Source organism: Leisingera aquimarina DSM 24565 (assembly GCF_000473165.1).
In the GTDB taxonomy this organism is placed as follows: domain Bacteria; phylum Pseudomonadota; class Alphaproteobacteria; order Rhodobacterales; family Rhodobacteraceae; genus Leisingera; species Leisingera aquimarina.
Genome location: NZ_KI421504.1, coordinates 3,722,540 through 3,748,480, shown reverse-complemented (window position 1 = coordinate 3,748,480; position 25,941 = coordinate 3,722,540). Strand labels below are relative to the sequence as shown.

Below are 25,941 nucleotides of genomic sequence, written 5' to 3'. Positions count from 1 at the left end.
CGCGCAGGTCCAACGCTGCCCCGCATGTTGGATCTGCGCCCGGTTGGATATGTCATTGGCCTTTTGGTCGTCATCTTGGGAGCCATGATGCTGTTCCCGCTGCTGGTCGACCTGCTGGATGGCCGCGGCGAATGGCATGTGTTTCTGGAAAGTGCGGTGTTCACCATTCTGGTCGGCGGGCTGCTGGCCTTAAGCTGCGCCAATGGCGTCAAGGAAGGGCTGACGATCCGCCAGACCTTCCTGCTGACCACCACCGTGTGGCTGGCGCTGCCGCTGTTCGGGGCGATCCCGCTGATGCTGGGGGCAACCGAGCTGCGGTTTGTCGATGCGTTTTTTGAGGCGATGTCAGGGCTCACCACCACCGGGTCGACGGTGATTTCCGGCCTCGACGGGCTGCCCCGCGGCTTGCTGTTGTGGCGCGGTATCCTGCAATGGCTGGGCGGTATCGGCATCATTGTTGTGGCAATGGTTTTCCTGCCCGAGCTGCGGGTCGGCGGCATGCAGATCTTTAAATCGGAAAGCTTTGACACTTTTGGCAAAATCCTGCCGCGGGCGCAGGCGATCGCCAAGCAGATCTCGTTGATCTACGTGTCGCTGACCATGGCCTGCATGCTGGTCTACATGGTGATGGGCATGGGGCCGTTTGATGCGCTTGTGCATTCGATGACCACCATCGCCACCGGCGGCTTTGCCAATTACGATGCCTCTTTCGGGGCCTTTGCCGGGCCGGTGGAATATGCGGCGGCGGTTTTCATGATCCTCGCAGCACTGCCGTTCGTGCGTTATGTGCAGCTGATCAACGGCCATGGCGCGCCGATGCTGCGGGACAGCCAGATCCGCGGCTTCATGATGACGCTGGGCATTCTGGTCGCGGTTGCAGCCGGAGTTCTGTATTACGCCAATCCGCACAGCGGTGAAGAGGCGCTGCGCTCGGCCTTGTTCAACATCACATCGATCATGTCCGGCACCGGTTATGCCAGTGCGGATTACATGCAATGGGGCAGCTTTCTGGTGATGATCTTCTTTTTCACCGGGCTGATCGGCGGCTGTGCGGGATCGACCGCCTGTTCCGTCAAGATCTTCCGCTACCAGCTGCTGCTGGCCTCGGTCAGAACGCAGATCCAGCGCATCCGTTCGCCGCATGGGGTGTTCTTTACCCGCTACGAGGGGCGCCCGGTGGACGCTGAGGTGCTCAGCTCGGTGATATCTTTCTTCATGTTCTTCATTGTGACACTGGGCATGGTGGCCTGGGCGCTGGCGCTGACGGGCCTGGATTTTGAAACCGCGGTGTCCGGTGCGGCCACCGCCCTGGCGAATATCGGTCCCGGCCTGGGAGACATCATCGGGCCTGCAGGAAATTTCTCCACCCTCAATGATCCGGCAAAATGGATCCTGAGCGCGGCGATGCTGATCGGGCGGCTGGAGCTGATGGCGGTCTACGCGATGCTGACTGTCCGCTTCTGGCGCAGCTGATCACCCGGCGGATTGGCAAATATTGCGCCGCCTGATCCTTGTGGCGGTTTGCCGCGCTGAAACGGCAGCCTGAACCGCAGCTTCCTTGCCCGATGGGAATGCATGCTCTTGCTCTCCAGGGACCGCTCGCATATGAGGCACGGGACTGAAACCCGCAAGCGCAGGGAGACCCGCTCCATATGCCCGTACTTGTGATGAAATTCGGCGGCACGTCTGTCGCCAACCTGGACCGTATCCGCCGCGCTGCCAAACGCGTCGGCGTTGAAGTGGCCAAGGGCTATGACGTGATCGTCATCGTGTCGGCGATGTCCGGCAAGACCAACGAGCTGGTCGGCTGGGTTGATGAGACCTCGCCGCTGTATGACGCGCGCGAATATGATGCGATTGTGTCCTCGGGCGAGAACGTGACCGCCGGCTTGATGGCGCTGACGCTGCAGGAAATGGATGTTCCCGCCCGCAGTTGGCAGGGCTGGCAAGTGCCGCTCAAGACCACCTCGGCGCACAGCCAGGCGCGGATCGAGGAGATCCCGCCGGAAAACATTCGCGCCAAGTTTGATGAAGGCATGAAAGTGGCGGTTGTGGCCGGCTTCCAGGGCATCAGCCCCGAAGGCCGCATTACCACGCTGGGCCGGGGCGGTTCGGACACCACCGCGGTGGCCTTTGCCGCAGCGTTTGAGGCTGAGCGCTGCGATATTTACACCGATGTGGACGGTGTTTATACCACTGACCCGCGGATCTGCGACAAGGCGCGCAAACTGGACAAGATCGCGTTTGAGGAAATGCTGGAGCTGGCGTCGCTGGGCGCGAAAGTGCTGCAGACCCGTTCGGTTGAACTGGCGATGCGCTATAAAGTGAAGCTGCGCGTGCTGTCCAGTTTCGAGGAACAAAGTGACGAGGCCGGTACCCTGGTCTGTGCCGAGGAGGAAATCATGGAATCCAATGTTGTGGCCGGTGTGGCCTATTCCCGTGACGAGGCCAAGCTGACCGTGCAGTCGGTGGCCGACCGCCCCGGCATCGCGGCGACCATCTTTACCACGCTCAGCGATGCGGGGGTGAATGTCGATATGATCGTGCAGGATATCTCGGACGAGGGCCGCACCGACATGACCTTCTCCTGCCCGACTGACCAGGTGGCGCGCGCTGAGCAGGCGTTGCTGGCAATCAAGGAAAAGGGCGAGCTGAACTATGCCGAACTCTTGGCCGACAAGGATGTGGCCAAGGTTTCTGTGGTTGGCATCGGCATGCGTTCGCAGTCCGGCGTGGCCGCCAAGATGTTCAAAGTGCTGTCGGATGAGGGCGTCAACATCAAGGTGATCACAACTTCCGAAATCAAGATATCGGTGCTGATCGACCGCAAATACATGGAGCTGGCCGTACAGGCGCTGCATGATGCTTTTGAGCTGGAAAAAGTCGGCTAAGCGCCCAACGGGAAACAGTTATCTGTAAGTTGCAAAGGCGCCGATCCGGCGCCTTTGTTGTGTCTGGCCTGCTGCTGGCGGTATTTTGCGCAATGCCGTGACAGGTTGCTCTGATTGCGGGCAATGCTGCAAAAACACTTGGACTTTTTCCGCTGGGGTGGGACAAGTGGGTGGAGGAGAGAGCACTGGCGTACTGCTCTGAGGGGTATCCGTTCTGCGGAGATCAGTCAGGGCGGCGGTGCGCGAGAAATGGCCTCGGGAGAGGGTGGCAATGGCTGACACGACAGAATCCGAAAGCAGGAAGCTTCTGGTTCGCTTGCGCGAGGCGATGGCGGGCGATGATGCCGGCCAGGCGCGGCTCGACAAAATCACCCATCTGATCGCCGACAGCATGGGAACCGAGGTGTGCTCGGTCTATCTGTTCCGCGACGAGGAAACGCTGGAGCTGTGTGCGACCCAGGGTCTGAACCGCGAATCGGTGCACCAGACCCGGATGCGCATCGGCGAGGGCCTGGTGGGCCGGGTGGCGAAATACGGCAAGGTGGTGAACACCCCGGATGCGCCCAATGCCAAAGGGTTCCGCTATATGCCCGAGACCGGGGAGGAGCGGTTTTCCTCTTTCCTTGGGGTGCCGGTGCAGCGGCTGGGCGAGATGCTGGGCGTCTTGGTGGTTCAGTCCAAGGAGGGGCGCGAGTTTTCAGCCGATGCGGTCTATGCGCTGGAAGTGGTGGCGATGGTCATCGCGGAGATGACCGAGCTGGGCGCCTTCGTCGGCGAAGGCGCGGCCCTGTCGCCGTTGCACCAGCAGCCGGTTCTGATCCACGGCACCTCCGCCCAGGAAGGCGCGGCAGAAGGCCACGTCTGGCTGCACGAGCCGCGGGTGATCGTGACCAATCCGATTGCCGACGATCCCCAACGTGAGCTGGAGCGGATGAACAGCGCAGTCGAGGAACTGCGGGTCGGCGTTGACAAAATGCTGGAAGTCTCCCGCAACGGAGACAAAGACCAGCTGCAGGTTCTTGAGGCCTATCGTATGTTTGCCAATTCCAAAGGCTGGATGCGGCGGATGGAAGAAGACATCGCCCGCGGTCTGAGCGCCGAAGCCGCAGTGGAAAAAGAGCAATCCCAGGCCCGCGCCCGGATGAGCCAGGTTCAGGACGCCTACCTGCGCGAACGTCTGAGCGACCTGGATGATCTCTCGAACCGCTTGCTGCGGATTCTGACCGGGCAGGGGGCAGACACTGGTGCCGAGTTGCCGGATAACCCCATCCTGATCGCCCGCAACATAGGTCCGGGGGATCTTCTGGAGTATGGCCGCGGCCTGCGGGGCATCGTGCTGGAGGAGGGCTCGGTCGGATCTCACGCCGCGATTGTCGCGCGGGCACTGGCCATTCCGCTGGTAGTGAATGCCAAGCGGGTCACCACCGAGGCGCTGAACGGCGACCACATCATGGTGGATGGCGATCAGGGTGTGGTGCACCTGCGGCCCGATGAAACAGTTGTCGGCGCCTTCCGCGACAAGATCGCGATGCACGCCCAGGCGCAGGAGCGCTATGCCTCAATCCGCAGCAAGCCGGCGGTCACCACCGACGGTCAGCGCATCAATATGGTGATGAATGCAGGTCTGATGGCGGACCTGCCGTCGCTGGATAGTTCTGGTGCTGAAGGTGTGGGGCTGTTTCGCACGGAATTGCAATTTCTAGTGCGGAATCAGATGCCCAAGCGCTCGGAATTGGTTGCTTTGTACAAGCGGGTTCTGGATGCAGCCCATGGCAAACCGGTGATTTTCCGCACTCTGGACATCGGTTCCGACAAAGTTCTGCCCTATATGAAACCTACGGATGAGCCAAACCCTGCGCTGGGCTGGCGGGCGATCCGGGTGGGGCTGGACAAGCCTGGCATCATGCGGATGCAGTTGCAGGCGCTGTTGCGCTCGGCCGAAGGGCGGCCGCTGTCGATCATGTTCCCCTTTGTTGCCCAATTCGAAGAATACCGCGCGGCCAAGGCCGAGGTGGACAAGACCATCGAGCGCGAGCGTATTCTGGGCCATGTGCTGCCAGCTGAGCTGGAGATCGGCGCAATGCTGGAAACACCCTCGCTGGCCTATGCGCCGCAGAAGTTCTTTGACGAGGTTGCCTTTATCTCGATCGGCGGCAATGACCTCAAGCAATTCTTCTTTGCTGCCGACCGCGAGAATGAACGGGTGCGGCGCCGCTATGACACGCTGAACGTGAGCTTTCTGAGCTTTATCGAGCGGATCGTGGAGCGCTGCGCAATCTCAGGCACGCCGCTGAGCTTCTGCGGCGAGGATGCGGGCCGCCCGGTCGAGGCCGTGTGTCTGGCTGCCATGGGTATTCGCACGCTGTCGATGCGCCCGGCCTCCATCGGGCCGGTGAAGTCGCTGCTGCTGCGGGTGGATCTGGGTGAGCTGCGCAAGATCATCTCGGATGCCCGCCACCGCGGCGATCAGGCGGTGCGCCCGGCGGTGATGAAATACCTGCGGGAACTTTGACCGGCGCGGCCTCCCGAGTCCGGCAGATGATTTCATTGGAAATTTGAGCAGGCCCGGCAGGGGCTGTGCTAAAGCTTCGTGCCGATTTGCTTCAAGCTTAAAACTTTATACTTGAAGTTTTTTGGGACCTGCTTATCCTGACCTTCAGAGACGTGCGCTGAGCGGGAAGGGATGATCATGAAAGTCGCCTGTTTGGGAGGAGGGCCTGCGGGTCTTTACTTTGCTATCTCGATGAAGCTGCGCCAGCCCGAGACTGAGGTCACGGTGATTGAGCGCAACAAACCTGATGATACCTTTGGCTGGGGCGTGGTGCTGTCGGATGATGCGCTGGAGAACCTCAGCGCTAACGACCCAAAGAGCGCGGAGATGATCCGCAAAAACTTTGCCTATTGGGACGATATTGCGGTTGTGCACTATGGCACCCGCACGGTGTCCGGCGGGCACGGGTTTGCCGGGATCGGGCGTAAGCAGATGCTGCTCCTGCTGCAGGACCGGGCGCGCGAACTGGGGGTCGACCTGCAATTTGAAACCATGGCCAAATCCGCCGTGGAATATCAGAAAGACTATGATCTGGTGGTGGGCTGCGACGGGTTGAATTCCAGTGTTCGCAATGAGTTCGCGGAACACTTTGAACCGGAAATCGACGTGCGGCCTTGCAAGTTCATCTGGCTCGGCACCCATCAGAAGTTCGACGACGCCTTTACCTTCATCTTTGAGAAGACACAGCACGGCTGGATGTGGATCCACGCCTATCAGTTCGATGCGGACACCGCGACGGTGATTGTCGAATGCTCTGCCGAGACTTGGGAGGCCTGGGGGTTCAAGGGCATGAGCAAGGAGGAGACCGTCCGTACCTGCGAGGCGATCTTTGCCGGTCATCTGGGTGGGCACCGGCTGATGTCGAACGCTGCGCATTTGCGCGGTGCGGCTGTGTGGATCAATTTCCCGCGGGTGCTGTGCGAGAAGTGGCACCACGAGAACGTGGTACTGCTTGGCGATGCCTCGGCCACCGCGCATTTCTCCATCGGGTCGGGATCGCGGCTGGCCTTTGACAGCGCCATCGCGCTGGCGGAGCTGGTCAGTGCCGAGCCGACGCTGGAGCGCGCGTTTGAGCGGTATCAGGAGGAGCGGCGGCTGGATGTGCTGCGGCTGCAGTCGGCGGCGCGCAACTCGCTGGAATGGTTCGAGGAGGTTGAGCGCTACCTGGACATGGATCCGGTGCAGTTCAATTACTCGCTGCTGACACGGTCGCAACGGATTTCACACGAGAACCTGCGGCTGCGCGATCCTGACTGGCTGCAAAGCGCCGAGAAGTGGTTTCAGGGCAAGGTCGGAGCGCCTGCCAATGCGCCGGTGCGGCCGCCGATGTTTGCCCCCTACCGTTTGCGCGGGATGGAGCTGCAGAACCGCATCGTGGTCTCCCCCATGGCGCAATACAAAGCGGTGGAGGGGTGCCCCACAGACTGGCACCTGATCCACTATGGCGAGCGCGCCAAGGGCGGGGCGGGGCTGGTCTATACCGAGATGACCTGTGTGTCAGCTGAGGGCCGGATCTCGCTGGGCTGTCCTGGGCTTTATGCACCGGAGCATGAGGCGGCGTGGAAGCGGCTGACGGATTTCGTCCATAGCGAGACCAGCGCTAAGATCTGCTGCCAGATCGGCCACTCGGGCCGCAAGGGCTCAACCCAGCTGGGCTGGGAGGAAATGGACGCGCCCTTGCCTGACGGGAATTGGGAAACGGTATCTGCGTCGGCCATCCCGTGGTCGGACAACAATCCGGCCCCGCGGGAGATCACGCGGGCGGAAATGGATGGGATCAAGGCCGAATTCGTGGCGTCTGCGCAGATGGCAGAGCGCGCCGGATTCGATATGATCGAACTTCATGCGGCGCACGGCTACCTGATTTCGTCCTTTGTATCGCCAAAATCGAACATTCGGGGTGATGAGTACGGCGGTAGCCTGGAAAACCGCCTGCGCTATCCGTTGGAGGTGTTCCAGGCCATGCGCGCGATGTGGCCGGAGGGAAAACCGATGTCGGTGAGGATATCTGCCAACGACTGGGTGGGCGATGACGGCGTCACCCCGGAGGACGCGGTGGAGATTGCCAGGGCCTTCACCGCGGCGGGTGCGGATATCATTGATGTTTCCGCCGGGCAGACCTCAACGCAAGCGCAGCCGGTCTATGGCCGGATGTTCCAGACGCCGTTTTCCGACCGCATCCGCAACGAGGCCGGGATTGCCACAATGGCGGTCGGCAATATCTATGAGGCGGACCATGCCAATTCGATCCTGATGGCGGGGCGGGCCGATCTGGTCTGCGTCGGCCGCCCGCATCTGGCCGATCCCTATTGGACGCTGCATGAGGCCGCACGGATCGGCGACCGGTATGGAAACTGGCCGCTGCCCTATCACGCGGGGCGGGATCAGGCCTGGCGCCTTGCTGACCGTGAAGCGGAGGTGATCCGGGCATGACACGCAGGGTTCTGGTAACAGGCGGCGGTACTGGCATCGGCAAGGCAATTGCCCATGCCTTCGCCGCGGAAGGATACCATGTCACCATCGCCGGACGCCGCCAGGCACCGCTCGAAGCGGCAGCGGAAGGGCTGAATCTGGATGTCCGGGAAGCGGATGTGACGGATGAAACGCAGGTGGAGGCGTTGTTCGATGCACCTTACGACGTGGTTATTGCCAATGCCGGGACCGGAGTTGCGGCCCGCATTGAGGATGTTGACCTGAAGGATTGGCAGCGGACTCTGACGGTGAACATGACGGGTACGTTCCTGACCTTCCGGGCCGCGCTGCGGGCGGGCATGGAACCGGGCGGGCGGCTGATTGCCATCGCCTCCACTGCGTCGTTGCAGGGCGGAGCGCAAATTCCGGCCTATGCCGCCTCCAAACACGGGGTGCTGGGGCTGGTGCGGTCGGTGGCGCAGAGCGTGGCCAAGCGGGGGATCACCTGCAATGCGATCTGCCCGGGGTTTGTCGACACCGAGATGGCGGAGAGCGCGATCAGCGGGCTGATGACCCGGCATGATATTGCGCGGGAAAAGGCGCTGGCGATGGTAGTGGGCGGCAATCCGATGCAGCGGCTGATTGCACCGGAAGAAGTGGCCGCAACGGCAGTGTTTCTGGCATCCGAGGGTGCGTCCTCGATCAACGGGCACGCGATGAGCGTTTCGGGGGGAGAGATTTGAGCACGACATCAAAAGACCGGCTGCGGCTGTGGCTGAAGGTGCTGAAGGCCACCAAGGCGGTGGAAAGCGACGTGCGCGAGAACCTGCGGCGAGATTTTGCAACCACGCTGCCGCGGTTTGATGTGATGGCGGCGCTGATGCAGCATGAAAAAGGCCTGAAGATGAGTGAGTTATCGGGCGTTCTGAAAGTGTCGAACGGCAATGTCACCGGCATTGTCGAGCGGCTGGTCGAGGACGGCCATGTGTTGCGCGAGAAGGTTGAGGGCGACCGGCGCGCCAATCTGGTGCGACTGACGGCGGCCGGCCAGACGGAGTTTTCGCACCAGGCCGAGGCGCATGAAGGCTGGATCAATGCGGCCTTCGATGGGCTGACAGCAGATGAGGCGCAAGCGATTGCGGAAAGCTTGGACGCGGTAGCGCGGCGGTTGGACGAGGGAGGTAAGGCATGAAGGTGAACACGGAGCCGAAGCATTTTCTGTGCCGGATCGAGGAGGGGGTTGCCACGGTTTCGCTGGACCGGCCGGAGCGGAAGAACCCGCTGACATTCGGCAGTTACGCCGAGCTGCGCGACTGGTTCCGGGATTTGCACTATGACGACAGCGTCAAAGCGGTGGTCTTTGCCTCCAACGGCGGCAATTTCTGCTCGGGCGGCGATGTGCATGACATTATTGGGCCGCTGACGCGCATGAGCATGAAGGAGCTTCTGGCCTTTACCCGGATGACCGGCGATCTGGTTAAGGCGATGGTGACCTGCGGCAAGCCGGTGATTGCGGCGATTGATGGGATCTGTGTTGGCGCAGGCGCGATTATCGCCATGGCCTCAGACATCCGCATCGCCACACCGGAGGCCAGGACCGCATTCCTGTTCACCAGGGTTGGTCTGGCGGGCTGCGATATGGGTGCCTGCGCGATCCTGCCGCGGATCATCGGCCAGGGGCGGGCGGCGGAGCTGCTCTATACCGGCCGGTCGATGAGCGCCGAAGAGGGGCATGCCTGGGGTTTTCACAACACGCTGGTTGCGGCGGATGAATTGGCGGGTGAGGCGCAGGGCTGGGCGGAGCGGATCGCAGCCGGTCCGAACTTCGGCCACATGATGACCAAAACAATGCTGGCGCAGGAATGGTCGATGTCGATCGAACAGGCGATCGAAGCCGAAGCGCAGGCGCAGGCGATCTGCATGCAGACGGCGGATTTTGAGCGCGCGTTTCATGCCTTTGTGAACAAGGAAAAGCCGGTGTTCGAGGGCGATTGAGCCGCATTTGGCCGCGGGCCGGAGGAGGGTATGGGAGCCTCCGGCGGGAGTATTTGAACAAAGGTGAAACAGGGAGGGCCGCGCCATGGCGGACAAGTCGTTTCTGAACTGGCCGTTCTTTGAGGATCGGCACCGGGCGCTGGCGGAGGAGCTGGAGGCCTGGGCCGGGGCGCATCTGGCGGGCATCGATCATGCGGACACGGATGCCGCCTGCCGGGCGCTGGTTGCAGCTTTGGGCGCGGGTGGCTGGACGCAGCACTCCGGCGCCATGGCAGGCGAGCGGTTGGACGTGCGCACCCTGTGCCTGATCCGCGAAACGCTGGCGCGCCATGACGGGCTGGCGGATTTTGCCTTTGCTATGCAGGGCTTAGGCACCGGCGCCATTTCGCTGTTCGGCACACCGGAGCAGCAGGCGGAATGGCTACCGCTCACGCGGGCAGGCAAGGCAATCTCCGCCTTTGCCCTGACCGAGCCGCAGTCGGGATCGGATGTGGCAAATTCCACCATGACCGCCACGCTGGACGGCGATCATTATGTGCTGAAGGGGGAGAAGATCTGGATCTCTAATGGCGGGATTGCCGATGTCTACACGCTGTTTGCCCGTACTGGCGAGGCGCCAGGGGCAAAGGGGCTGAGTGCTTTTGTCGTGCCCGCAGGCCTGCCTGGGTTCGAGGTTGTCGAGCGGTTGGAAACCATTGCGCCGCATCCGCTGGCGACCTTGCGGTTCACGGATTGCCGGGTCCCTGAAACCGCCTTGCTGGGGCAGCCGGGGCAGGGCTTCAAAATCGCCATGTCGGTGCTGGATGTGTTCCGCTCCACCGTGGCGGCGGCAGCGCTGGGGTTTGCCCGCCGGGCGCTGGACGAGGCGCTGCTGCGGGTGACGGAACGCCAGGTGCAGGGGGCGCCGCTGTTTGATTTGCAGATGGTGCAGGGGCACATTGCCGATATGGCTCTGGATGTGGATGCCAGCGCACTGCTGGTTTACCGCGCGGCCTGGGCCAAGGATGCAGGCGCCGCGCGGGTCACTCGGGAGGCCGCGATGGCCAAGCTGTTTTCCACTGACCAAGCACAAGCTGTGATCGACAAGGCGGTGCAGCTGCATGGCGGCGACGGCGTGCGCCGGGGCCAGAAAGTGGAGGAGCTGTACCGCGAAATCCGGGCGTTGCGGATTTATGAGGGCGCCTCGGACGTGCAGCGGGTGGTGATTGCCCGCCAGACTCTTGGCGCCTTTCAGCGGGGGAACTGAGATGCTGGGACCAACCGCGCATGCGGACACCTTTGCCCGGGACAACCTGCCGCCGGCGGATCAGTGGCCTGAGTTTCTGTTGGAGGGGTTTGAGTACCCCGAGTACCTGAACGCCGCGGTCGAATTGACCGATGCGATGGTGGAAAAGGGGTTCGGCGACCGGACCGCGCTGATCGGCAACGGCCGCTACCGCACCTACAAGGAGCTGGCGGACTGGACCAACCGGCTGGCGCATGTTCTGACTGAGGATCTGGGCGTAAAGCCCGGCAACCGGGTGCTGATCCGCTCCGCCAACAATCCGGCGATGGTGGCCTGCTGGCTGGCGGCGACCAAGGCGGGTGCGGTGGTGGTTAATACCATGCCGATGCTGCGCAAGGGCGAGCTGGCCAAGATCATTGACAAAGCCGAGATTTCCCACGCGCTGTGCGACACTAGACTGAAGGACGAATTGGTGGCCTGCGCCAAGGAGTCGAAGTTCCTGAAGACGGTTGTAGGCTTTGACGGCACCTCCAACCATGATGCGGAGCTGGACCGGCTGGCGCTGGAAAAACCTGTGACTTACGAGGCGGTGAAAACCGGCCGCGATGACGTGGCGCTGCTGGGCTTCACTTCCGGCACTACGGGATCGCCGAAGGCGACGATGCATTTCCACCGCGACCTGCTGATCATTGCCGACGGATACGCGCGCGACGTTTTGGACGTGCAGCCCGAGGATGTGTTTGTCGGCTCGCCGCCGCTGGCCTTCACCTTTGGTCTGGGCGGGCTGGCGATCTTCCCCTTGCGGTTTGGTGCCGCGGCGACGCTGCTGGAAAATGCCACGCCGCCGAACCTCATTGAGATCATCGAGAAATATAAGGCAACCGTCTGCTTTACCGCGCCGACGGCCTACCGGGTTATGCTGCGGGCGATGGAGGAGGGGGCGGATTTGTCCTCGCTGCGCGCGGCGGTGTCGGCCGGCGAGACCTTGCCCGCACCGGTCTATGATGAGTGGATGCAGAAGACCGGCAAACCGATGCTGGACGGGATCGGCGCGACCGAGATGCTGCATATCTTTATTACCAACCGGTTCAGCGATCACCGGCCTGCTTGCACCGGCAAACCGGTAGGCGGCTATCAGGTAAAAGTGTTGGATGCGGATGGCAACGAGGCCCAGCACGGCGAGGTCGGGCGGCTGGCAGTCAGGGGGCCCACAGGGTGCCGATACCTAGCTGATGACCGGCAGGCTGAATACGTGCAGGACGGTTGGAATATCACAGGCGACAGTTTTATCCGTGATGACGGCGGGTATCTGCATTTTGCCGCCCGCAACGACGACATGATCGTCTCGGCGGGCTACAACATTGCGGGCCCTGAAGTGGAGGCCGCCCTGCTGGCGCATGAAGCGGTGGCGGAATGCGCGGTGATTGGCGTCCCGGATGAAGCGCGCGGCGAGATCGTGCAAGCGCATGTAGTGCTGGCCGATGAGCAGGCGGGGTCGGATGAATTGGTCAAGCTGCTGCAGGATCACGTGAAGTCGGAAATCGCGCCTTACAAGTATCCGCGTTCAGTGGTATTTACCGCAGCATTGCCGAAGACCGAGACAGGCAAGATCCAGCGTTTCAGGCTGAAGGCCTAGCTGTCAGGGCGTTTCCTGGGGCTTATCCTGCTGGTGTCTGTCAAGCCGCTGGCCGGGAAGCTGCCGCACCCGCCGCCAGTCCAGCCTGGCAAACAGCGCCTCGAATTGGGCACGGTTTAAGGTCATCGCCCCGTCACGGATGGCGGACCGGGTGAACGTGCTCTCCTCAAGGCGCTTGTATGCCATGACGAGGCCGCTGGGCTCCGCCCGTTTGGCGCGGACCACGAAGACCCTGCCGGTGAACGGATCTTCCGCTAGCGCTGACTGCACGAGCGCAGCCAGGCCGTCATGGCCTTTGCGGAGCGAGCCTTGGGCGCCATTGGTTTGAGCCCAATGGCGAGCCACCGGTTTCGCTGCCACCAGAATCCGGATGCCCTGTGAGGGGCGTTGTTGCAGAACTCTGACTTCTGAGGATTCACGTAAGGAATCCATACGGTTACACGGTCCGCATGAACAAACCATCCCCCTCCCGCGATCGCACAACGAGCTGGTCCAGCTACAACGCCGCGTTCTCAACACGCCGGGCATTGGATCAGTTCCGTTTGGTCCTGACGGCGGTGCGCTGTTTATGCCCGAGATCATGGCTCTCACCGCCGAAGTCGAACAGCACAATGTGCCCATGACTTCGCTTGGCTTTCTGTCAAATGCCAAAGTCAAAGCGCTCCTTCTGTCCACGCAGAAAATGGCAAATGGTAGTGGTGCAATTCTCAGCGCAGACAACGACGGCTTCAATATCGGCGGTACGCGGGCCGCGTTCAGCAACAATGTTCCCAGCGACCTTACCAAAGGGTCAGGGACGGGCCTGTCCGCGCTGATCTATGGTGCTTGGGGTGAGCTGTTGATTGGCCAATGGGGCGGCATCGACCTCATCGTTGAGATGTGGTAATCCCCCGTTTTTGCGGGGGCTTGGCCGTAGAATTTTACGCGGCCATCTTCAGTTTCCGTGCAGGTGTCATCCCGCCGTTGCCCATGTTCGGGCGTTTATGGCTGTAGGACCAGAGCCACCCGGTGGCAATCTGCTGGACCTCTTCGATGCTTTCGAAAATGTATAAGTCCGGATGGAGTGGATGGCTCCTGCTCCCCCGGCGTCGCAATGCGCCATAATGCAGTTGTCATGGCCTGCCAGGAGAGGAGCCACCCTATGACAGTTAAAACAGTCGGCCTGGATTTGGCCAAGGATGTGTTTCAGGTTCACGGAATTTCCGAGAATGGACGCGTGATTTTCAAGAAGACAATTAGGCGGGCGAAGCTGCTGACATTTTTCGAAACCCTGCCGCGCTGCACCGTTGGCATGGAAGCGTGCGGATCGGCACATTACTGGGGCCGTGAGCTGCGCAAGCTCGGGCACGATGTCCGCCTGATGCCAGCGTTCTATGTCAAACCTTATGTGAAGCGCGGCAAGACCGATGCGGTTGATGCTGAGACGATCTGCGAAGCAGTCCGGCGGCCATCAATGCGGTTTGTTGAGATAAAGTCGAAGGACCAACAGGCATTCCTTACCGTGCATCGCACCCGCGACCTCGTGGTCCGGCAGAGAACTCAGGTTGTAAACACGATCCTTAGCATCCTGCGAGAATTTGGGCATGTTCTGCCGGCAGGCGTAGAAGCCGTGAACCGCTTTTCGCAAAGCCATATGGATGGGGATCAATTGGACATGCCCGAGTTAGCCAACGGTATTCTGGGAACGCTGTGCTATCAGCTGCTGGGGCTCAATGCGCGGATCGACGGATACACCCAGCTCATCAAACGACATGCGTTGCTTGACGCAAACTGCCGCCGCCTGACGCGCATACCGGGTGTCGGGCCAATTACAGCGTCAGCCATGGTCGCGACAATTGGCGACGGGCACCAGTTCAGAACTGGTCGGGATCTTGCTGCATGGCTGGGCTTGACCCCGCGCAACAAGTCCAGCGGTGGCAAAGAGAAGCTCGGCAAGATCACGAAAATGGGCGACAGGTACCTCCGCAAGTTGCTGGTCGTTGGTATGACGTCGCGCGCCTTGCAAGCCAAAACCCATCCCGAGCGCGCCGACCGGTGGACCGCTAATATCCTCGTACAAAAACCATTCCGGCTGGCGACCATTGCGATGGCCAACAAGTCAGCGCGGGTTATCTGGGCAATTCTGACAAAAAAACAGAACTACCGGCAGCCCGTCGCATAACGCGGCAGCGCCGCCACGAGATGCAAGACGAAAGAAGTGATGACGCGGAACAAGTCAACCAAGAGCCAGGACACTCCGGCGAATGGCGTGAACCTCAGAGTTCGTTAACCCGATTGGAACCTCGCTTGCGGAACACATCAGGGCCAGCAGTATTTTGAAAATGCTGCGCAAACAGGCCGGACAGACGACTGTACTGACAGACCACCGTTGAAGTCACAATAAACTCTTGCAATGCAGGAGCCATCCGCAGAAGCCATTCGTGCCGGACCGTCCGGTTGCAGCGCTCGACATAGGCGTTCTGCTGGGGCTTTCCGGGCTGGATGCAGGCCAGGGTGATGCCCCGGTTCTCGGCCCATTCCATGAGGGTGCCACTGACGTATTCCGGGCTGTTGCCGGCTCGAATTGTCCCAGGGGCACCACGCCATTCGATGATCTGGTTCAGGGCTCGAACAACCCGTTCCGCAGGCAGTGAAAAGCCGATCTCAATGCCCAACCCTTCGCGGTTGAAGTCGTCCAGAACGTTCAGCAGCCGGAATTGCCNTCCNNCCNCCAGCCTGTCGGCCATGAAGCCCATCGACCGGACCTCATTCGGGGCCTCAGGCACAGCCAGTTCGTCCGGCTTTTCCCGCTTCAGACGCTTGCGCGGCTTGATCCGCAGGTTCAGCTCCAGCTCGCGGTAGATCCGGTAAACCCGCTTGTGGTTCCACCTATGACCCTGCACGTTGCGCAGATACAGGAAACACAGGCCAAAGCCCCAAGTCTTCCTTGCAGCCGTCAGTCCAAGAAGCAGGTCGGCGATTTGCTCGTTCTCCTCGTCCAGTTCCGGGCTGTACCGATAGCACGTCTCACTGACATCGAACGCCCGGCATGCCAGCGCAATGCTGACGCCCTTCATCGCCACCGCTTTCACGGCCAACTCTCGGCGTTGACCCTCTCGGGACATTGCTTCGCAATGCCCTGCCGGGCAATGGATGGCCGGATCGTTCGATCCTTCTCTCGAACCAGTGGCGTTCAGGATCTTACTTATCCGAGCGCCTCCTTCAGCAGGTCGTTCTGCATGCTGACGTCAGCGTACATGCGCTTCAGCCGCCGGTTCTCCTCGGCCATCGCCGCTCGCCATTGCCCTCGGATCAATGGCGGACAAAGGCTCGCTCTCACTGATGAGACTGGCGTCCATGCCGCCGTACTTCGCTCGCCACTTGTACAGCGTGGCGCTGGTTCGGCGGGGAATTGATCCACTGGATCAATTCCTATTCCACCTCACTCCCGTGCTCGCGGCACAGCTCGGCGGCAGGCACACCGCCCTCCATCTGGCGCAGCACACCCATGATCTGGGCTTCTGTGAATCGGGTCTTCTTCATCGGAATCTCCTCGTTCATCCTGCCGAGAAAATTCTACTTCCGCATCCCCTTAAAATCGGGGGGGATGACCGGGCTTCCCAACCTACGGTCCGGGTGACCAACTTAATGTTAGGCAGGGAAGCATTAGCTCCCTGACTACCAAGAGCGCTGTGCCTTTGATTGAGGTGTCTCAAATGCTCGGACAAGGGATGTCCGGTGGTCCCTTAATGACCGAAGATTACTCCGTATTGGGCATCATCCACAAAGGCGGCCCGGTAGCCTATGTTGCAAAAAATAGTAGCGTTTCACCTCAACGGCAGCTTGCTGTTGCGATTTCCGAATTGAGCGCTTGGGTTTCGACCCTCCCTTAACTTGGCAAATGCCGCGAGTAATCTCCTCATACTGGTATGCAAATTGACCATGTCCGCTTATGGCTGGAAGCGGGTATTCGCGGTACTTTGCTGAAAAATCTGTTGCGCTGTACGCAGGTAGCGTCACGATGAGGGGAAATTTGCGCAACAATGCTCTGCCTATGGTAATGGAAGCACCATGTCTGTTGTGATTTAACTCAACTGGAGGTAGCTTGAACCATGTCAGACAACGCGCTTTACTTTCCTGCCGACAAGGCTCTTGAAGCGATGGGGAACACTTCCCGCCGCTGGCAGAACCATCTGGAAACGAACAAAATCCATGTGGCCGCTGAGGTGAACTTCGTTTCGTCGTTCGGGCCGGGGCGCGGGAAACACCGTCATATTTCGATTGAAGCCATTACGCAGGGGGCCATCGCATTCGCCTTGATCGACTGTGGGGTTGAGGTGCGGAGTGCCTACCTTGCTGGCGCGGAATTCGCCTTCCCAGGCGAGCTTGGCGGGGCCTATGGATATGATGAAAGCGCACCTCTGGACCCTGTTTTAGACCGCATGCCGGGGCGCTTGTATGCCGAAGGTGAGACGTTCCTGATTTACTCGGTTGGCGAGGTCAAGCCTCACAACAAGCGGCTGACATTCGTTTCTGACAGAAATCCTGTCTTTGCGGCAAAGCGGGGCATCAGCGATCCGGCAATGATCGTACATGCGGTTGAAGGCGGCGGCAGTGTCGCTCCGCGTATCGTGCTGAATGTTTCCCAGCTTTGCCGCAGGATCGCGTCATCCTTCGGTATCTGCTTCACAGCCGCCTTCATGACGGAGGCCGGGTGATGGAGCCGCTAGGGACACTGGGTATTGAACTGGTTTCATCTGAGGATCTGGCTTCCCGCTTAGGCTACTCGGGAACCAATGCAGCTTTTCGGGGCTGGTGCGTTTCAATGAGGATCACACCTGTTCCGGGCCGCAGGGGATACTTTGATCCGGCTTTAGTGCGCAGAAGGCTTGATGAGGCACAGAGATTGCTTGCGGCGCAATCTGGTGAGGCCGAAGGATTTGTTGCAGCACGGAGAGCGCGCCGTGCCACGAGGTAATCTGCCTCCCGAGGTCCATCGTGTGCGGGCTAAGCTCGCCGATGGCTCGGTGTGCTTTTACTTCTCTTTGCGTGGCCGCAAGGGAACCGGGTTTTGGAAAGATGCCCGCCCGTTTCCCAAGGTCGCAGAATTCTTTTCGGCCTATACGGCGGCGATGGAAGCAGCCCAGCCGAAGACACGCGGCCAGATGACCGAGGCACTGGTGATGCCTATTTGCAGTCGGCTGAATTTTTGGCTCTGAAACCGCGTACTCAAGCCGACTAAAGGAAATGGGCCTTGAGGTTCTCCGAAGAGTTCCGGGATGACCCCTCCGCTATGTTTGAAGAAGCTGCCTCACGGGCAGAAGTGAATGATTGGCACACTCTCCGAAACAGTATGACTACGCGGGGACCGTTGTAACACGGACACTGAACTGGGCGCGGGAAGCCGGTAGGATTGCGGAGCACCATCGCAGTTTCAAAAAGGTCTACCGCTCTGACCATTCTGATGTTGTTTGGGTGCCGGAGCATGTCATGGCGATACGAAAGATTGCGCCGGAATGGGTGGTCAGAATTCTTGTGACGGCGTGCGAAACCGGAATGCGCCTCGGTGACCTTATTCGGCTTTCCCGCGCCCATATTGAACCCACACCGGGCGGGCGGCGGATTCGTATCAAGACCAACAAACGGGGCAAATCAGCATTTGTGTCCGTTAGTCAGGCCATGGCTGAGATTATCGACGGCACCCCATCTGACCGTCTTTTGATCCTCACCAATGCGAGCGGCAACCCGTTGACTGAACACAGGGCCTCTGAGGGCGTACGGCAATGGCCGGACAAGGCCGGAATGACGCCGGAACGGCTTGGCTATGACCTGCGCCTTTATGATGCGCGTGGCACCGCCGCGACCCGCCTGCTTCGAGCCGGTCTTTCGCTGTCCCAGATTGCAGGTTGCATGGGGTGGTCGCTACGTACAGCGGCAGCAATGATTGAGCGGTACGCACAGGTTTCCCCGAGTGAAACCGGTGACGTTTTGACCCTTTTGAGCGCTGCGCGGGAGGGTAATGCATGAACGGAATTGTAAAATGGGATGTAAAATGCCCGGTCTGTTCCGAGCGTTTCACGTTTAAGTGATTGATTTTGTTTGGAGGCGAGTACCGGAATCGAACCGGTGTACACGGATTTGCAATCCAGAAAGAGCGCAAGCGAAAACAACAGGTTAAGGGTGCAAAACACCCCCTGACAAAAAGTGAACAAAAAGCGAAAGTTTCAAAGCCAATTTCGCCGGTTCAAAACGAAAAAGGCCCCGTCACAGCGGCAACTGTGAACCGAGGCCAAATAGAAAAAGCGTGTCAGCTTTCGAAGCACATTAGCACGGGTCAGCGCCACACCGCAAACGCTCAGTCGGACTTTTCGTTGCCTCTGACCGGTGAGGTGGTTCAATGAGCTGGCGCATCGCAAACGAATGCGCCGAGCGCCGCTTTGGCAGCGCCGCGCGAAAGCAGATCATTATGTTCCTGGCCGACAAGGCGAGCGACGACGGCTCTGGTATCTGGTGTTCGAAGGGGACGATCCAGCGCCACACAGAGCTCAGCGAGAGCACGGTAAAGCGCACGATCATCGACTTCTTGCGCGAGGGCATTCTGATCGAGACGGGGCGGCGGCAGTGCAAGAATGGCTACACCGTCATTTACCGCATCGTTCTGGAGCGCGTGGCCGCGCTCGAATCCACGGCTGAGCCCGACATTGAGACGGGGGTCACCGTGAACCCCGTCCAGTCTGAACCTGGTACGGGGTCCACGGTGAACGGGGTACGGGGTTCACGGTGGACCCCAAACCATCCTAAAACCATCCATAAACCACCTACGCGCAGGCGCGAGGCGGCGGAGGGGGTTGAAGATCTTGAAGCTGAGAAGATCTTGGCGGCCTATCCCGAGGACAGGATCCGAGACCGGCGGACCAGTCTGCGCCTGATCGCAGCGGCTGTGAAAGCCGGGGTAGAGCCCGATGACCTGCTGCAGGCGGTCAAAGCCTATGCCAAGGAAAGCGAAGGCTACACGCGCAGCAAGGTCTGTTTCTCCGACAATTGGTTCAAGATGCGACGTTGGGAAAAGGGGCTGGCCCAGATACAGGCAGATCGTGAGAAAGCGCGAGAGGCCGAATCCAAAGGACGCGCCAGCCTCGCCGAGTGGATCCACGAGCGCCATCCTCTATGCCGCCACATCACAAACCGGCAGATCGAGGATTTGGTCACATCAAAACTGGTGACGCCCGAGCAGGTGCGCGCTGCGGGGTTGCAGGCGTGAAAAGGATCGGCGTGAACAGTGCGTTTCGTGCGCTTGAACTCAGGGCAAAGCCGTTGAGAATTTGCGTCCTCTGGTCAGCTGTTGATCTCGGTCTCGAAGGTCTCGATCGTAGCGATGATTTCATCGAAGGTTGGTGCGTCACCGATGATCATTTCCCGCATCCCAGCATAGTCTTTTCGAAGAGCGGCAGTGAGATCGGCGTTTGGGGTCAAGCGCAAGGAACCGGGCTTGGCCTCATCGTAGTTTGCCCAGGAGGATTTGAAGAATACCGATTTGTGATGAGCGACTTGGGTCAGCAAATCGAGCTTTTCGAGGGCACGTTTTTTGGCTTCATGCCCAATCAGCTGCGCCATATCGTAGTAATGGCGGGACATACGATCTGCGAGGGGTTTGGTTGCATCTTGATGAAAGAGCATATGCAAAATGGTGGCTTTCTCCCAGAACGTGCGCTCGACCCCTAACACTTTCACGCCGACCAGACCGTCTGCCAGAAGATCGGGAAAAGCCTGATGCAGGTATGGCGCAATGTCGATCTGCTCTGCAGGCAGTTGGACGCCACGGGCACCGAACTCAAAGCGTACAACCGGTTTGACATAGCCCGAATCGTTTTCTGCCAACGCGGGGTAGGCAAAGAGAATGGTTTGCGGGTCACTTGGGTCGACCGATAGCGTGAAGCTTTGTTCTAGACTGGAGCCAAACACTGTTTGAATCTCGGCCAGCAGTTGGCCTCCTACGGCTTCTTTCGCCGCTTCCTCCAGTTCCTGAAGCAACTTTTTCTTCTTCTTGCCCGATAGCTCCGGGTCTTCTGGGTCGCGGTCGCCTACAAATCCGAGTTGTTCGCGGTCTAGCGAGAGGTCCACATCCTCGGAGAAGCGGTGGATCACGTCATAGGCTTTGGACAGGGATGTTCCGCCCTTGAAGATCATTTGCTCGCCAAAAGATGGCAGTGCAAAGAGCTGCTTTAGGGACCAGCAAACCCAAAAGTCTTTTTCGATGATTGCCTTCGATATTCCAAGCTGCGCTGAAGTTTCTTGAAAGGCCTCATCTCTGAGTTTAGGCGCGTCGTTGGCGAAATTTTCCATGCTTAAGCGTGTGCAACAATCTGTTGCACGACTGGGTGCATCCATGCAGGTACGTGTCTGCTTTGCTTTGCCAAGAGCTTCCGATCATTGTCGTCCAGTGCGCGTGCAAGGCGGTCGACGATTTGACTGTCCACACGGTCCTTGCCGACATAACGCAACGCCTGGAAGACGACCCCAGTCTTATGTCCTGCGCCGACCAATGTTTTTGGGGATGCCTTGCGGAACTGGATGACTTGCCGCCCAACTTTCTTAGTGCGGGTTGGGCCGTCGGTCATATAGGTCGGCTTGGATGGTACCTGAGTGGAAAGGCCCAACTGATTGGCAGCCATCGAAGGAGAAGGTTGCAAGATCTGACCGTCCTTTCGAGCAACAGCTTTTGCGATGTCATCGGCGGAAGGCGACAGAAATCCGAAGCGCGGGCTCTTCTTCGGGTAGTCATACAGCCCCCGCGTCAGTCGGCGGATCACACCCTGATCAGCAAGGCGTGACAGGGCCTGATCTACGCTTGCGCGGGATCCGATGTCGAGAAAATCGGTCGGCGCAAAGATTGCGCCGCGACCTTTTCCGATGATGCGTTGCTTGATGTTTGACGTAATCATATTCGAACTCCTTGTCAGAAAATATGTTATGTTTTTCTGAAAGTCAATGGACCATAGAGCACCCCCTAGGTAGGTGCGGCTGGCATAGGGCGAAGAGAAGCACTGATGTGAAATTTACGCTGCAGCGCAAAATTTGGAAAATTACGCCGCAGCGTAAGTTGTCGCGGACTAGACTGCTGATCCTATGGTCTTTAGATCATATGGAGGCATTATGATCTAAAGATCATAGGAGCAGGAGGCAGGCTTGCAGAACTTCGTTCGAATTCCCAGAGATCTTGGGCATGCGGTCCGTCAGGCTCGTCGAGAGAAGAACTGGACGCAGTCCGATCTCGCCACGCGCAGCGGTGTTTGGCAAGAAACGATATCGAAAGTTGAGGCCGGGCGGGGTGGCACAAAACTCGACACGATCCTGGCGCTGCTGGCAGCCCTCGACCTAGAACTATTGGTCAGAACGCGCAGTAAGGGCTCTGCATCTGATTTTGACAACATATTCGACTGAAGTTCCGCGGTGAAGGAGTGACAGCTGTTAAGCCGCATCGGTTACTTTAAGGTCTTCAGCTCTTGCGACGCAGCATGACGAGACCGTTCAGTTTGTGAGTGCTGAAATCAAATCCTCAGCGCCGTGTTTCCGATTGCTGAACATAAGCGGGCAGCCGTGTCAGACGCGGGGCAGTCCCCACTTCAACAAGAAAATTCCCCTGCGCCAGCGCATTCCTCGCGAGGCAAGTTTCTCGCTGACAGCCCCTTGGTGCCAGCTTTGGTCATGTTCATCGAAACACTCAAAGTGAGGATCAAAAAATGGCTACTCAAACTCTGAAACTGAACGTCAAATCCGGCGAAAAAGACGGCAAGAACTTCTGGGATCGCTGCGGCGTCCTCTTCGTCAACACCGACGACAGTGGCAACATCACCTCGATCAACGTCAAACACAGCATGTTCCCCGATGTCGAAATGGTCGCCTTCCCGCGCCGCGATGAAGATTCGGTCACGGAATGACTGAGCGCCAGGGCGGCTTTCCCGTCCTGGCCTTCATCCCTGAAAACTGGATCCTCAGCTAAGTCGCTTCATCTTGCGACCGAACCTGACGGTTCAGGCGCGAAAGGGGTTCACTGAAGGCCGCTTCCAGTTTTTGGATATGAGCCGCAAGCCAACCAATCATCTCGGGCCACGCTTCCCTGTTGAAGCCGTCAAAGGGCTGAGCGTAGACAATGCGGCTGGCCTTCTTATCGTCCATGCGCCGCCAATCGAGTTCGGCCCCAAACGCTGCTTCGATCGCATCTTTCTGGCCATAGAGCTGATCGAACAGCCATTTGTTCTCTGCAGTTTCAGAGCGCTGCAAGCTTATCTCGACGCGCGCTTCATCTCGCGAGAAGATCATCTGATAAGGGCAAGACCGCGTCCCAGATCCTGCGCTGAGCCAGTGATCCTTCGTCGGACTGATATTTTGGTATAGCGTAACGCCTTCAATGCGCAGCTGTTCAAGGGCAGCTTCCCAGAAGTCCAAGCGTAGCTTGTGCCGCTTTTTCTGCGTGTCCTGGATGGCTTTCTCTTCGTTTTCTTTGCTCGACATTCCGATCATGAAGTCCGCCGCCTCAGGCGTGGGAATAATCTGTTGAATGTCGACCATCAGCTCGTCGCCAAACGAATACGGAGTCACCTTGAAGCATTGTGCGCGAATTCCGCGGCTGAGGAGCCAAAGGACCGTTGCCGTGACCTCACGCCGAAAATTGGCTGCGATAAAAATCATGCGCTGGTCATTGCCGGGGTTCAGGACGGTCTCCTCTAACTCCTCGACTTCCATGAACTCGCAGATCCGCACGGCCGCATTGCCGCCGCCCGCATAGCGGTCGAGGTATTGCTGATAGATATCGACGATCTGCGTCTTGGTCAGGCCGGAGACGTAGGCGGTGTACTTCAACGCCTGCCAGGTCACATCTCTCCCGCTGTCATCGAGTTTGTTCTCGATCACAACGAGGTTGCCGTCTTTGTCGAGCGCCAAGAGATCCAGGCGTTCGCGGGTTTCATCAAACCCGTCGAACTCCTTCTGAATGATCAGCAATTCCTCCCCGAGGGCATCAGGTTGGTTGGCCAGCCACTCCTGCAAGTGGTCACGCTCGCGCAGGTTCAAGTCGGAAAAGCGCTTCTGGGTCAGGCGTGACAAACGGTTTTGGTTCAAATCAACGCGGAACATGGCTTTGCTCTTTTCTGAAAAATCTACTCAGTTTCACCGTTAGTCTTGCCGCACATAGGTCACATAGAAGTTCTTTAGCATGCGGTGCTCCTGCAGGCGGTCGCCTAGGCTGAACCCGTCGCGTCGCATGGGCGCTTGGAAAATATCTAGACCGCGATCTAGAACGATTTTCCAGCCGGTGTCAGTGACGATATCTCTGGAATGAGCAGTCCCCGAACCATCAAATGCCCAGGTGAAATTAACCCCTGAACCGATGCATGCTTCGGTAATGCTCTCGAGCAATTCGCGTTGCTTTTGGACGTTTCCGTCATCAGGCCCCGTGACAAGATGGATGGCCACTTGATCTTCTAACGCCTTGCGCTGGATGACCATCTCGACGAATTCCATCATGTTCTTGATCTGGTAAAAATAGCGAATGTAGGGGTCTGTCACTACGATCCGCGATGCACCGTCCAGATAAGGCCCAAACAGTTTATCATAGCTGACGCCCTTTCGGTTTTCGGCGAATACGTGGTGACCCTCTTCGGCGCGTGACTTGGTGGGCGCTGAGGTCTCCGATGTCTCGCGTGGCTCATGTTCGACTTCGATGACGTCATCTTCGAGAGCATCAGTGGATTGATCCTGCTGCTTCGGGTCTAAGGCAGGTTTCAGATAGTAGAATTGGGGGAACTCTTGCTCTTCGACGGTCTGGACGCGCCGCTTTTCCCCATCAGAGCCAGTGTAGAAGAAGTCCACATCTGGATAGGTCGCATCGATCCGAAACAGTTGGTCCTTTACGCGCTTTCGGCTTTCAAGTGCGAGCTGCAAGAGCTCTTCAACGTCATCGGCTGTTTCATCTCCGGCAGGGAAAATCACCTTCAGGAAGCCCGACATGGTTTTGTAGACGGCGTCCCGATCACGGGTTGAAATCTTCTCGCTAACTTTGAAATGCAGGTCCGGCCGGTTGGAGAAGTCTTCTTGGCGCAAATGGCGAAGGATCTCGGCGAGGTAGTCGACAATGAACCCGTAGCCAGTGGTGAACATCTCACCTCGGATCACGTCGATCTCCCAGCCAGGCAGGTATGCGTGGAGACGGTCAATGAATGCAGAGTCATGGAACTGTGGCGGCAGGGCTTCGAACAAGTCGCTGTTCTTGAGCATGAACGGTACGTTATGGTCTGTGTTGCCGACAAATGCGAAGCTCGCTTCTGCCCCCATGGGGTTAACTCCGCGCGAGAAGGTCTTGTTTGCCATGTAGTTTTTCATGATGTCGACCAGGGCCTTGTTCGCAGTTTTCTCGCGCCCTGCAAATTCATCAAAGGCCACGACATCCCAATATCCGACCAGTCCGATCCTCCCATTCGAGTTGTTTACAAACAGCTTCGGGATGGTCACTTCGCCTCCGGAGATCAGCTGCCCGTGTGGCGAAAACTCAGAGTAGATATGCGATTTACCCGTACCCTTTGGGCCAAGTTCGATGATGTTGTAATTTCGCTCGACGAAGGGGATCAGGCGCATCAGCTGCAGGAGCTTGCTTCGGCGGCCGAAGGCTTCAGGATTGAAGCCGATCGACTGCATCAGGAGATCGATCCACTCTTCTTTGGAAAATTGCGCGCGCGCCTCCTTGTACCCCTCGTAATCGACCTTTGCGATCTGAATGGGTTTGATGGTCTCGAGCACCCACGGAGATGTTCTTGCGTCCTCTGAAAACTCGTATTGGACATCGGCAATACACCATACGCCGGTCACAAGCAGCTTTGGGTGCGCTTTGACCGTTCCGCTATCCACCGCAACCTTTTTGATGCCCAGGTTGTCGAACGTGGCTTCGTAACTGTCTGTTTTTTCGTTCAGTGAGACGCTGATCTGATCGATGACCTTGTAGCGACCCTTTTCCTTGATCGTGGATTGGATCAGTCCCGCTTCGCTTCTGTGAACGTAGTGCTTTCTAAGGATTTCTTTGACGGTTTCGATGCCGCTCTCGATCGATGCTTCGTCGTCAGTCGCACAGTACTGCCCAAGCAGGTATTCGAGGACATATGTTGGAACGATCGCGTTGCCTTTGACCGCTTTAACAAGGTCTTTGCGGACCACGTAGCCCGCGAAATGCTCGTTAATCTTTTCGTCGAGTGCGCTCATGATA

22 protein-coding genes and 2 pseudogenes are annotated in these 25,941 nt (G+C 58.8%); 17 read left to right on the top strand and 7 right to left on the bottom strand.

Annotation, left to right across the window (positions count from 1 at the left end; genetic code table 11):
- Window positions 1-24: 24 nt before the first annotated feature.
- The 9 genes from AQUI_RS0122770 (at window position 25) to AQUI_RS0122730 (ending at window position 12,710) form a co-directional block, all read left to right on the top strand.
- Window positions 25-1,473 (top strand): TrkH family potassium uptake protein, encoded by a 1,449-nt coding sequence (locus AQUI_RS0122770; protein WP_027259582.1) that lies wholly within the window; start codon window positions 25-27, stop codon window positions 1,471-1,473.
- A 179-nt stretch (window positions 1,474-1,652) separates the two neighbouring features.
- Window positions 1,653-2,891 carry an aspartate kinase gene (locus AQUI_RS0122765; protein WP_027259581.1) on the top strand — a complete coding sequence of 413 codons (1,239 nt, stop codon included), beginning with the start codon at window positions 1,653-1,655 and terminating at the stop codon, window positions 2,889-2,891.
- Between the two features lie 271 nt (window positions 2,892-3,162).
- On the top strand, window positions 3,163-5,403 hold the full coding sequence (ptsP, locus tag AQUI_RS0122760) for a phosphoenolpyruvate--protein phosphotransferase (RefSeq protein WP_027259580.1): 2,241 nt from the start codon (window positions 3,163-3,165) through the stop codon (window positions 5,401-5,403).
- A 177-nt stretch (window positions 5,404-5,580) separates the two neighbouring features.
- Window positions 5,581-7,875 (top strand): bifunctional salicylyl-CoA 5-hydroxylase/oxidoreductase, encoded by a 2,295-nt coding sequence (locus AQUI_RS0122755; protein WP_027259579.1) that lies wholly within the window; start codon window positions 5,581-5,583, stop codon window positions 7,873-7,875.
- A complete protein-coding gene (locus AQUI_RS0122750; RefSeq protein ID WP_027259578.1) occupies window positions 7,872-8,597 on the top strand; it encodes an SDR family NAD(P)-dependent oxidoreductase in 726 nt (241 codons plus the stop codon). Before AQUI_RS0122755 ends, AQUI_RS0122750 begins: the two co-directional genes overlap by 4 nt.
- Window positions 8,594-9,046, top strand: coding sequence for a MarR family winged helix-turn-helix transcriptional regulator (locus AQUI_RS0122745; protein WP_027259577.1), 453 nt, complete (start codon window positions 8,594-8,596; stop codon window positions 9,044-9,046). Before AQUI_RS0122750 ends, AQUI_RS0122745 begins: the two co-directional genes overlap by 4 nt.
- Window positions 9,043-9,849 carry an enoyl-CoA hydratase family protein gene (locus AQUI_RS0122740; protein WP_027259576.1) on the top strand — a complete coding sequence of 269 codons (807 nt, stop codon included), beginning with the start codon at window positions 9,043-9,045 and terminating at the stop codon, window positions 9,847-9,849. The genes AQUI_RS0122745 and AQUI_RS0122740 overlap by 4 nt, the downstream gene beginning before the upstream one ends.
- A gap of 85 nt (window positions 9,850-9,934) precedes the next feature.
- Window positions 9,935-11,095 carry an acyl-CoA dehydrogenase family protein gene (locus tag AQUI_RS0122735; protein ID WP_027259575.1) on the top strand — a complete coding sequence of 387 codons (1,161 nt, stop codon included), beginning with the start codon at window positions 9,935-9,937 and terminating at the stop codon, window positions 11,093-11,095.
- A 1-nt stretch (window position 11,096) separates the two neighbouring features.
- Window positions 11,097-12,710, top strand: a complete 1,614-nt coding sequence (locus AQUI_RS0122730) for an AMP-binding protein (protein ID WP_027259574.1) — start codon at window positions 11,097-11,099, stop codon at window positions 12,708-12,710.
- A gap of 3 nt (window positions 12,711-12,713) precedes the next feature.
- On the opposite strand, the gene tnpB is transcribed toward AQUI_RS0122730, so the two are convergent.
- The gene (gene tnpB, locus AQUI_RS30260; RefSeq protein WP_169730824.1) at window positions 12,714-13,142 is read right to left on the bottom strand and encodes an IS66 family insertion sequence element accessory protein TnpB; all 429 of its coding nucleotides are present in this window, start codon (window positions 13,140-13,142) and stop codon (window positions 12,714-12,716) included.
- 136 nt (window positions 13,143-13,278) lie between these two features.
- Between tnpB and AQUI_RS0122720 the strand changes: the two genes are divergently transcribed.
- Window positions 13,279-13,596: a hypothetical protein gene (locus AQUI_RS0122720; RefSeq protein WP_027259573.1), complete on the top strand. Its 318-nt coding sequence runs from the start codon at window positions 13,279-13,281 to the stop codon at window positions 13,594-13,596.
- 34 nt (window positions 13,597-13,630) lie between these two features.
- On the opposite strand, the pseudogene AQUI_RS30980 reads toward AQUI_RS0122720, so the two are convergent.
- Window positions 13,631-13,765 (bottom strand): annotated as a pseudogene (locus tag AQUI_RS30980) (IS3 family transposase); the annotation flags it as partial.
- Between the two features lie 86 nt (window positions 13,766-13,851).
- Here AQUI_RS30980 and AQUI_RS0122715 point away from each other — a divergent pair.
- Complete coding sequence (locus tag AQUI_RS0122715; protein WP_027258110.1) at window positions 13,852-14,871, top strand: IS110 family RNA-guided transposase; 1,020 nt, start codon at window positions 13,852-13,854, stop codon at window positions 14,869-14,871.
- A gap of 94 nt (window positions 14,872-14,965) precedes the next feature.
- On the opposite strand, the pseudogene AQUI_RS32090 reads toward AQUI_RS0122715, so the two are convergent.
- A pseudogene (locus tag AQUI_RS32090) lies at window positions 14,966-16,232 on the bottom strand (IS3 family transposase).
- Between the two features lie 569 nt (window positions 16,233-16,801).
- Between AQUI_RS32090 and AQUI_RS0122700 the strand changes: the two are divergent.
- The 4 genes from AQUI_RS0122700 to AQUI_RS0122685 all read left to right on the top strand — a co-directional run bounded on the left by AQUI_RS0122700 (window position 16,802) and on the right by AQUI_RS0122685 (window position 19,950).
- Window positions 16,802-17,407 (top strand): hypothetical protein, encoded by a 606-nt coding sequence (locus AQUI_RS0122700; RefSeq protein WP_027259572.1) that lies wholly within the window; start codon window positions 16,802-16,804, stop codon window positions 17,405-17,407.
- Between the two features lie 192 nt (window positions 17,408-17,599).
- Complete coding sequence (locus AQUI_RS30965; RefSeq protein WP_156916902.1) at window positions 17,600-17,908, top strand: hypothetical protein; 309 nt, start codon at window positions 17,600-17,602, stop codon at window positions 17,906-17,908.
- A gap of 271 nt (window positions 17,909-18,179) precedes the next feature.
- Entirely contained in the window at window positions 18,180-18,716 is a 537-nt protein-coding gene (locus AQUI_RS28640) for a tyrosine-type recombinase/integrase (protein WP_245596962.1), read from the top strand.
- Window positions 18,717-19,086: 370 nt separating this feature from the next.
- Window positions 19,087-19,950 (top strand): hypothetical protein, encoded by an 864-nt coding sequence (locus AQUI_RS0122685; RefSeq protein WP_027259570.1) that lies wholly within the window; start codon window positions 19,087-19,089, stop codon window positions 19,948-19,950.
- Window positions 19,951-20,024: 74 nt separating this feature from the next.
- Here AQUI_RS0122685 and AQUI_RS0122680 read toward each other — a convergent pair whose 3' ends face one another.
- Both AQUI_RS0122680 and AQUI_RS0122675 read right to left on the bottom strand, forming a co-directional pair.
- On the bottom strand, window positions 20,025-21,032 hold the full coding sequence (locus AQUI_RS0122680) for a nucleotidyl transferase AbiEii/AbiGii toxin family protein (RefSeq protein ID WP_027259569.1): 1,008 nt from the start codon (window positions 21,030-21,032) through the stop codon (window positions 20,025-20,027).
- 2 nt (window positions 21,033-21,034) lie between these two features.
- Window positions 21,035-21,631 (bottom strand): DUF6088 family protein, encoded by a 597-nt coding sequence (locus AQUI_RS0122675; protein WP_051371964.1) that lies wholly within the window; start codon window positions 21,629-21,631, stop codon window positions 21,035-21,037.
- A gap of 244 nt (window positions 21,632-21,875) precedes the next feature.
- Here AQUI_RS0122675 and AQUI_RS0122670 point away from each other — a divergent pair, with 244 nt between their 5' ends.
- Window positions 21,876-22,130 carry a helix-turn-helix domain-containing protein gene (locus AQUI_RS0122670; protein ID WP_027259567.1) on the top strand — a complete coding sequence of 85 codons (255 nt, stop codon included), beginning with the start codon at window positions 21,876-21,878 and terminating at the stop codon, window positions 22,128-22,130.
- A gap of 299 nt (window positions 22,131-22,429) precedes the next feature.
- Complete coding sequence (locus AQUI_RS0122665; protein WP_027259566.1) at window positions 22,430-22,627, top strand: hypothetical protein; 198 nt, start codon at window positions 22,430-22,432, stop codon at window positions 22,625-22,627.
- A gap of 58 nt (window positions 22,628-22,685) precedes the next feature.
- On the opposite strand, the gene AQUI_RS0122660 is transcribed toward AQUI_RS0122665, so the two are convergent.
- Together AQUI_RS0122660 and brxL are read right to left on the bottom strand one after the other, a co-directional pair.
- A complete protein-coding gene (locus AQUI_RS0122660) occupies window positions 22,686-23,822 on the bottom strand; it encodes a DUF4268 domain-containing protein (protein WP_027259565.1) in 1,137 nt (378 codons plus the stop codon).
- Between the two features lie 39 nt (window positions 23,823-23,861).
- Window positions 23,862-25,937 carry a BREX system Lon protease-like protein BrxL gene (brxL, locus tag AQUI_RS0122655; protein WP_027259564.1) on the bottom strand — a complete coding sequence of 692 codons (2,076 nt, stop codon included), beginning with the start codon at window positions 25,935-25,937 and terminating at the stop codon, window positions 23,862-23,864.
- Window positions 25,938-25,941: the final 4 nt, after the last annotated feature.

Bases quoted from the DNA above. Each gene is read 5' to 3' on its own strand.
- AQUI_RS0122770 (WP_027259582.1), top strand. From the start codon at position 25: ATGTTGGATCTGCGCCCGGTTGGATATGTCATTGGCCTTTTGGTCGTC.
- AQUI_RS0122765 (WP_027259581.1), top strand. From the start codon at position 1,653: ATGCCCGTACTTGTGATGAAATTCGGCGGCACGTCTGTCGCCAACCTG.
- ptsP (WP_027259580.1), top strand. From the start codon at position 3,163: ATGGCTGACACGACAGAATCCGAAAGCAGGAAGCTTCTGGTTCGCTTG.
- AQUI_RS0122755 (WP_027259579.1), top strand. From the start codon at position 5,581: ATGAAAGTCGCCTGTTTGGGAGGAGGGCCTGCGGGTCTTTACTTTGCT.
- AQUI_RS0122750 (WP_027259578.1), top strand. From the start codon at position 7,872: ATGACACGCAGGGTTCTGGTAACAGGCGGCGGTACTGGCATCGGCAAG.
- AQUI_RS0122740 (WP_027259576.1), top strand. From the start codon at position 9,043: ATGAAGGTGAACACGGAGCCGAAGCATTTTCTGTGCCGGATCGAGGAG.
- AQUI_RS0122735 (WP_027259575.1), top strand. From the start codon at position 9,935: ATGGCGGACAAGTCGTTTCTGAACTGGCCGTTCTTTGAGGATCGGCAC.
- AQUI_RS0122730 (WP_027259574.1), top strand. From the start codon at position 11,097: ATGCTGGGACCAACCGCGCATGCGGACACCTTTGCCCGGGACAACCTG.
- tnpB (WP_169730824.1), bottom strand. From the start codon at position 13,142: ATGGATTCCTTACGTGAATCCTCAGAAGTCAGAGTTCTGCAACAACGC.
- AQUI_RS0122720 (WP_027259573.1), top strand. From the start codon at position 13,279: ATGCCCGAGATCATGGCTCTCACCGCCGAAGTCGAACAGCACAATGTG.
- AQUI_RS0122715 (WP_027258110.1), top strand. From the start codon at position 13,852: ATGACAGTTAAAACAGTCGGCCTGGATTTGGCCAAGGATGTGTTTCAG.
- AQUI_RS0122700 (WP_027259572.1), top strand. From the start codon at position 16,802: ATGTCAGACAACGCGCTTTACTTTCCTGCCGACAAGGCTCTTGAAGCG.
- AQUI_RS28640 (WP_245596962.1), top strand. From the start codon at position 18,180: ATGGCGATACGAAAGATTGCGCCGGAATGGGTGGTCAGAATTCTTGTG.
- AQUI_RS0122685 (WP_027259570.1), top strand. From the start codon at position 19,087: ATGAGCTGGCGCATCGCAAACGAATGCGCCGAGCGCCGCTTTGGCAGC.
- AQUI_RS0122680 (WP_027259569.1), bottom strand. From the start codon at position 21,032: ATGGAAAATTTCGCCAACGACGCGCCTAAACTCAGAGATGAGGCCTTT.
- AQUI_RS0122675 (WP_051371964.1), bottom strand. From the start codon at position 21,631: ATGATTACGTCAAACATCAAGCAACGCATCATCGGAAAAGGTCGCGGC.
- AQUI_RS0122665 (WP_027259566.1), top strand. From the start codon at position 22,430: ATGGCTACTCAAACTCTGAAACTGAACGTCAAATCCGGCGAAAAAGAC.
- AQUI_RS0122660 (WP_027259565.1), bottom strand. From the start codon at position 23,822: ATGTTCCGCGTTGATTTGAACCAAAACCGTTTGTCACGCCTGACCCAG.
- brxL (WP_027259564.1), bottom strand. From the start codon at position 25,937: ATGAGCGCACTCGACGAAAAGATTAACGAGCATTTCGCGGGCTACGTG.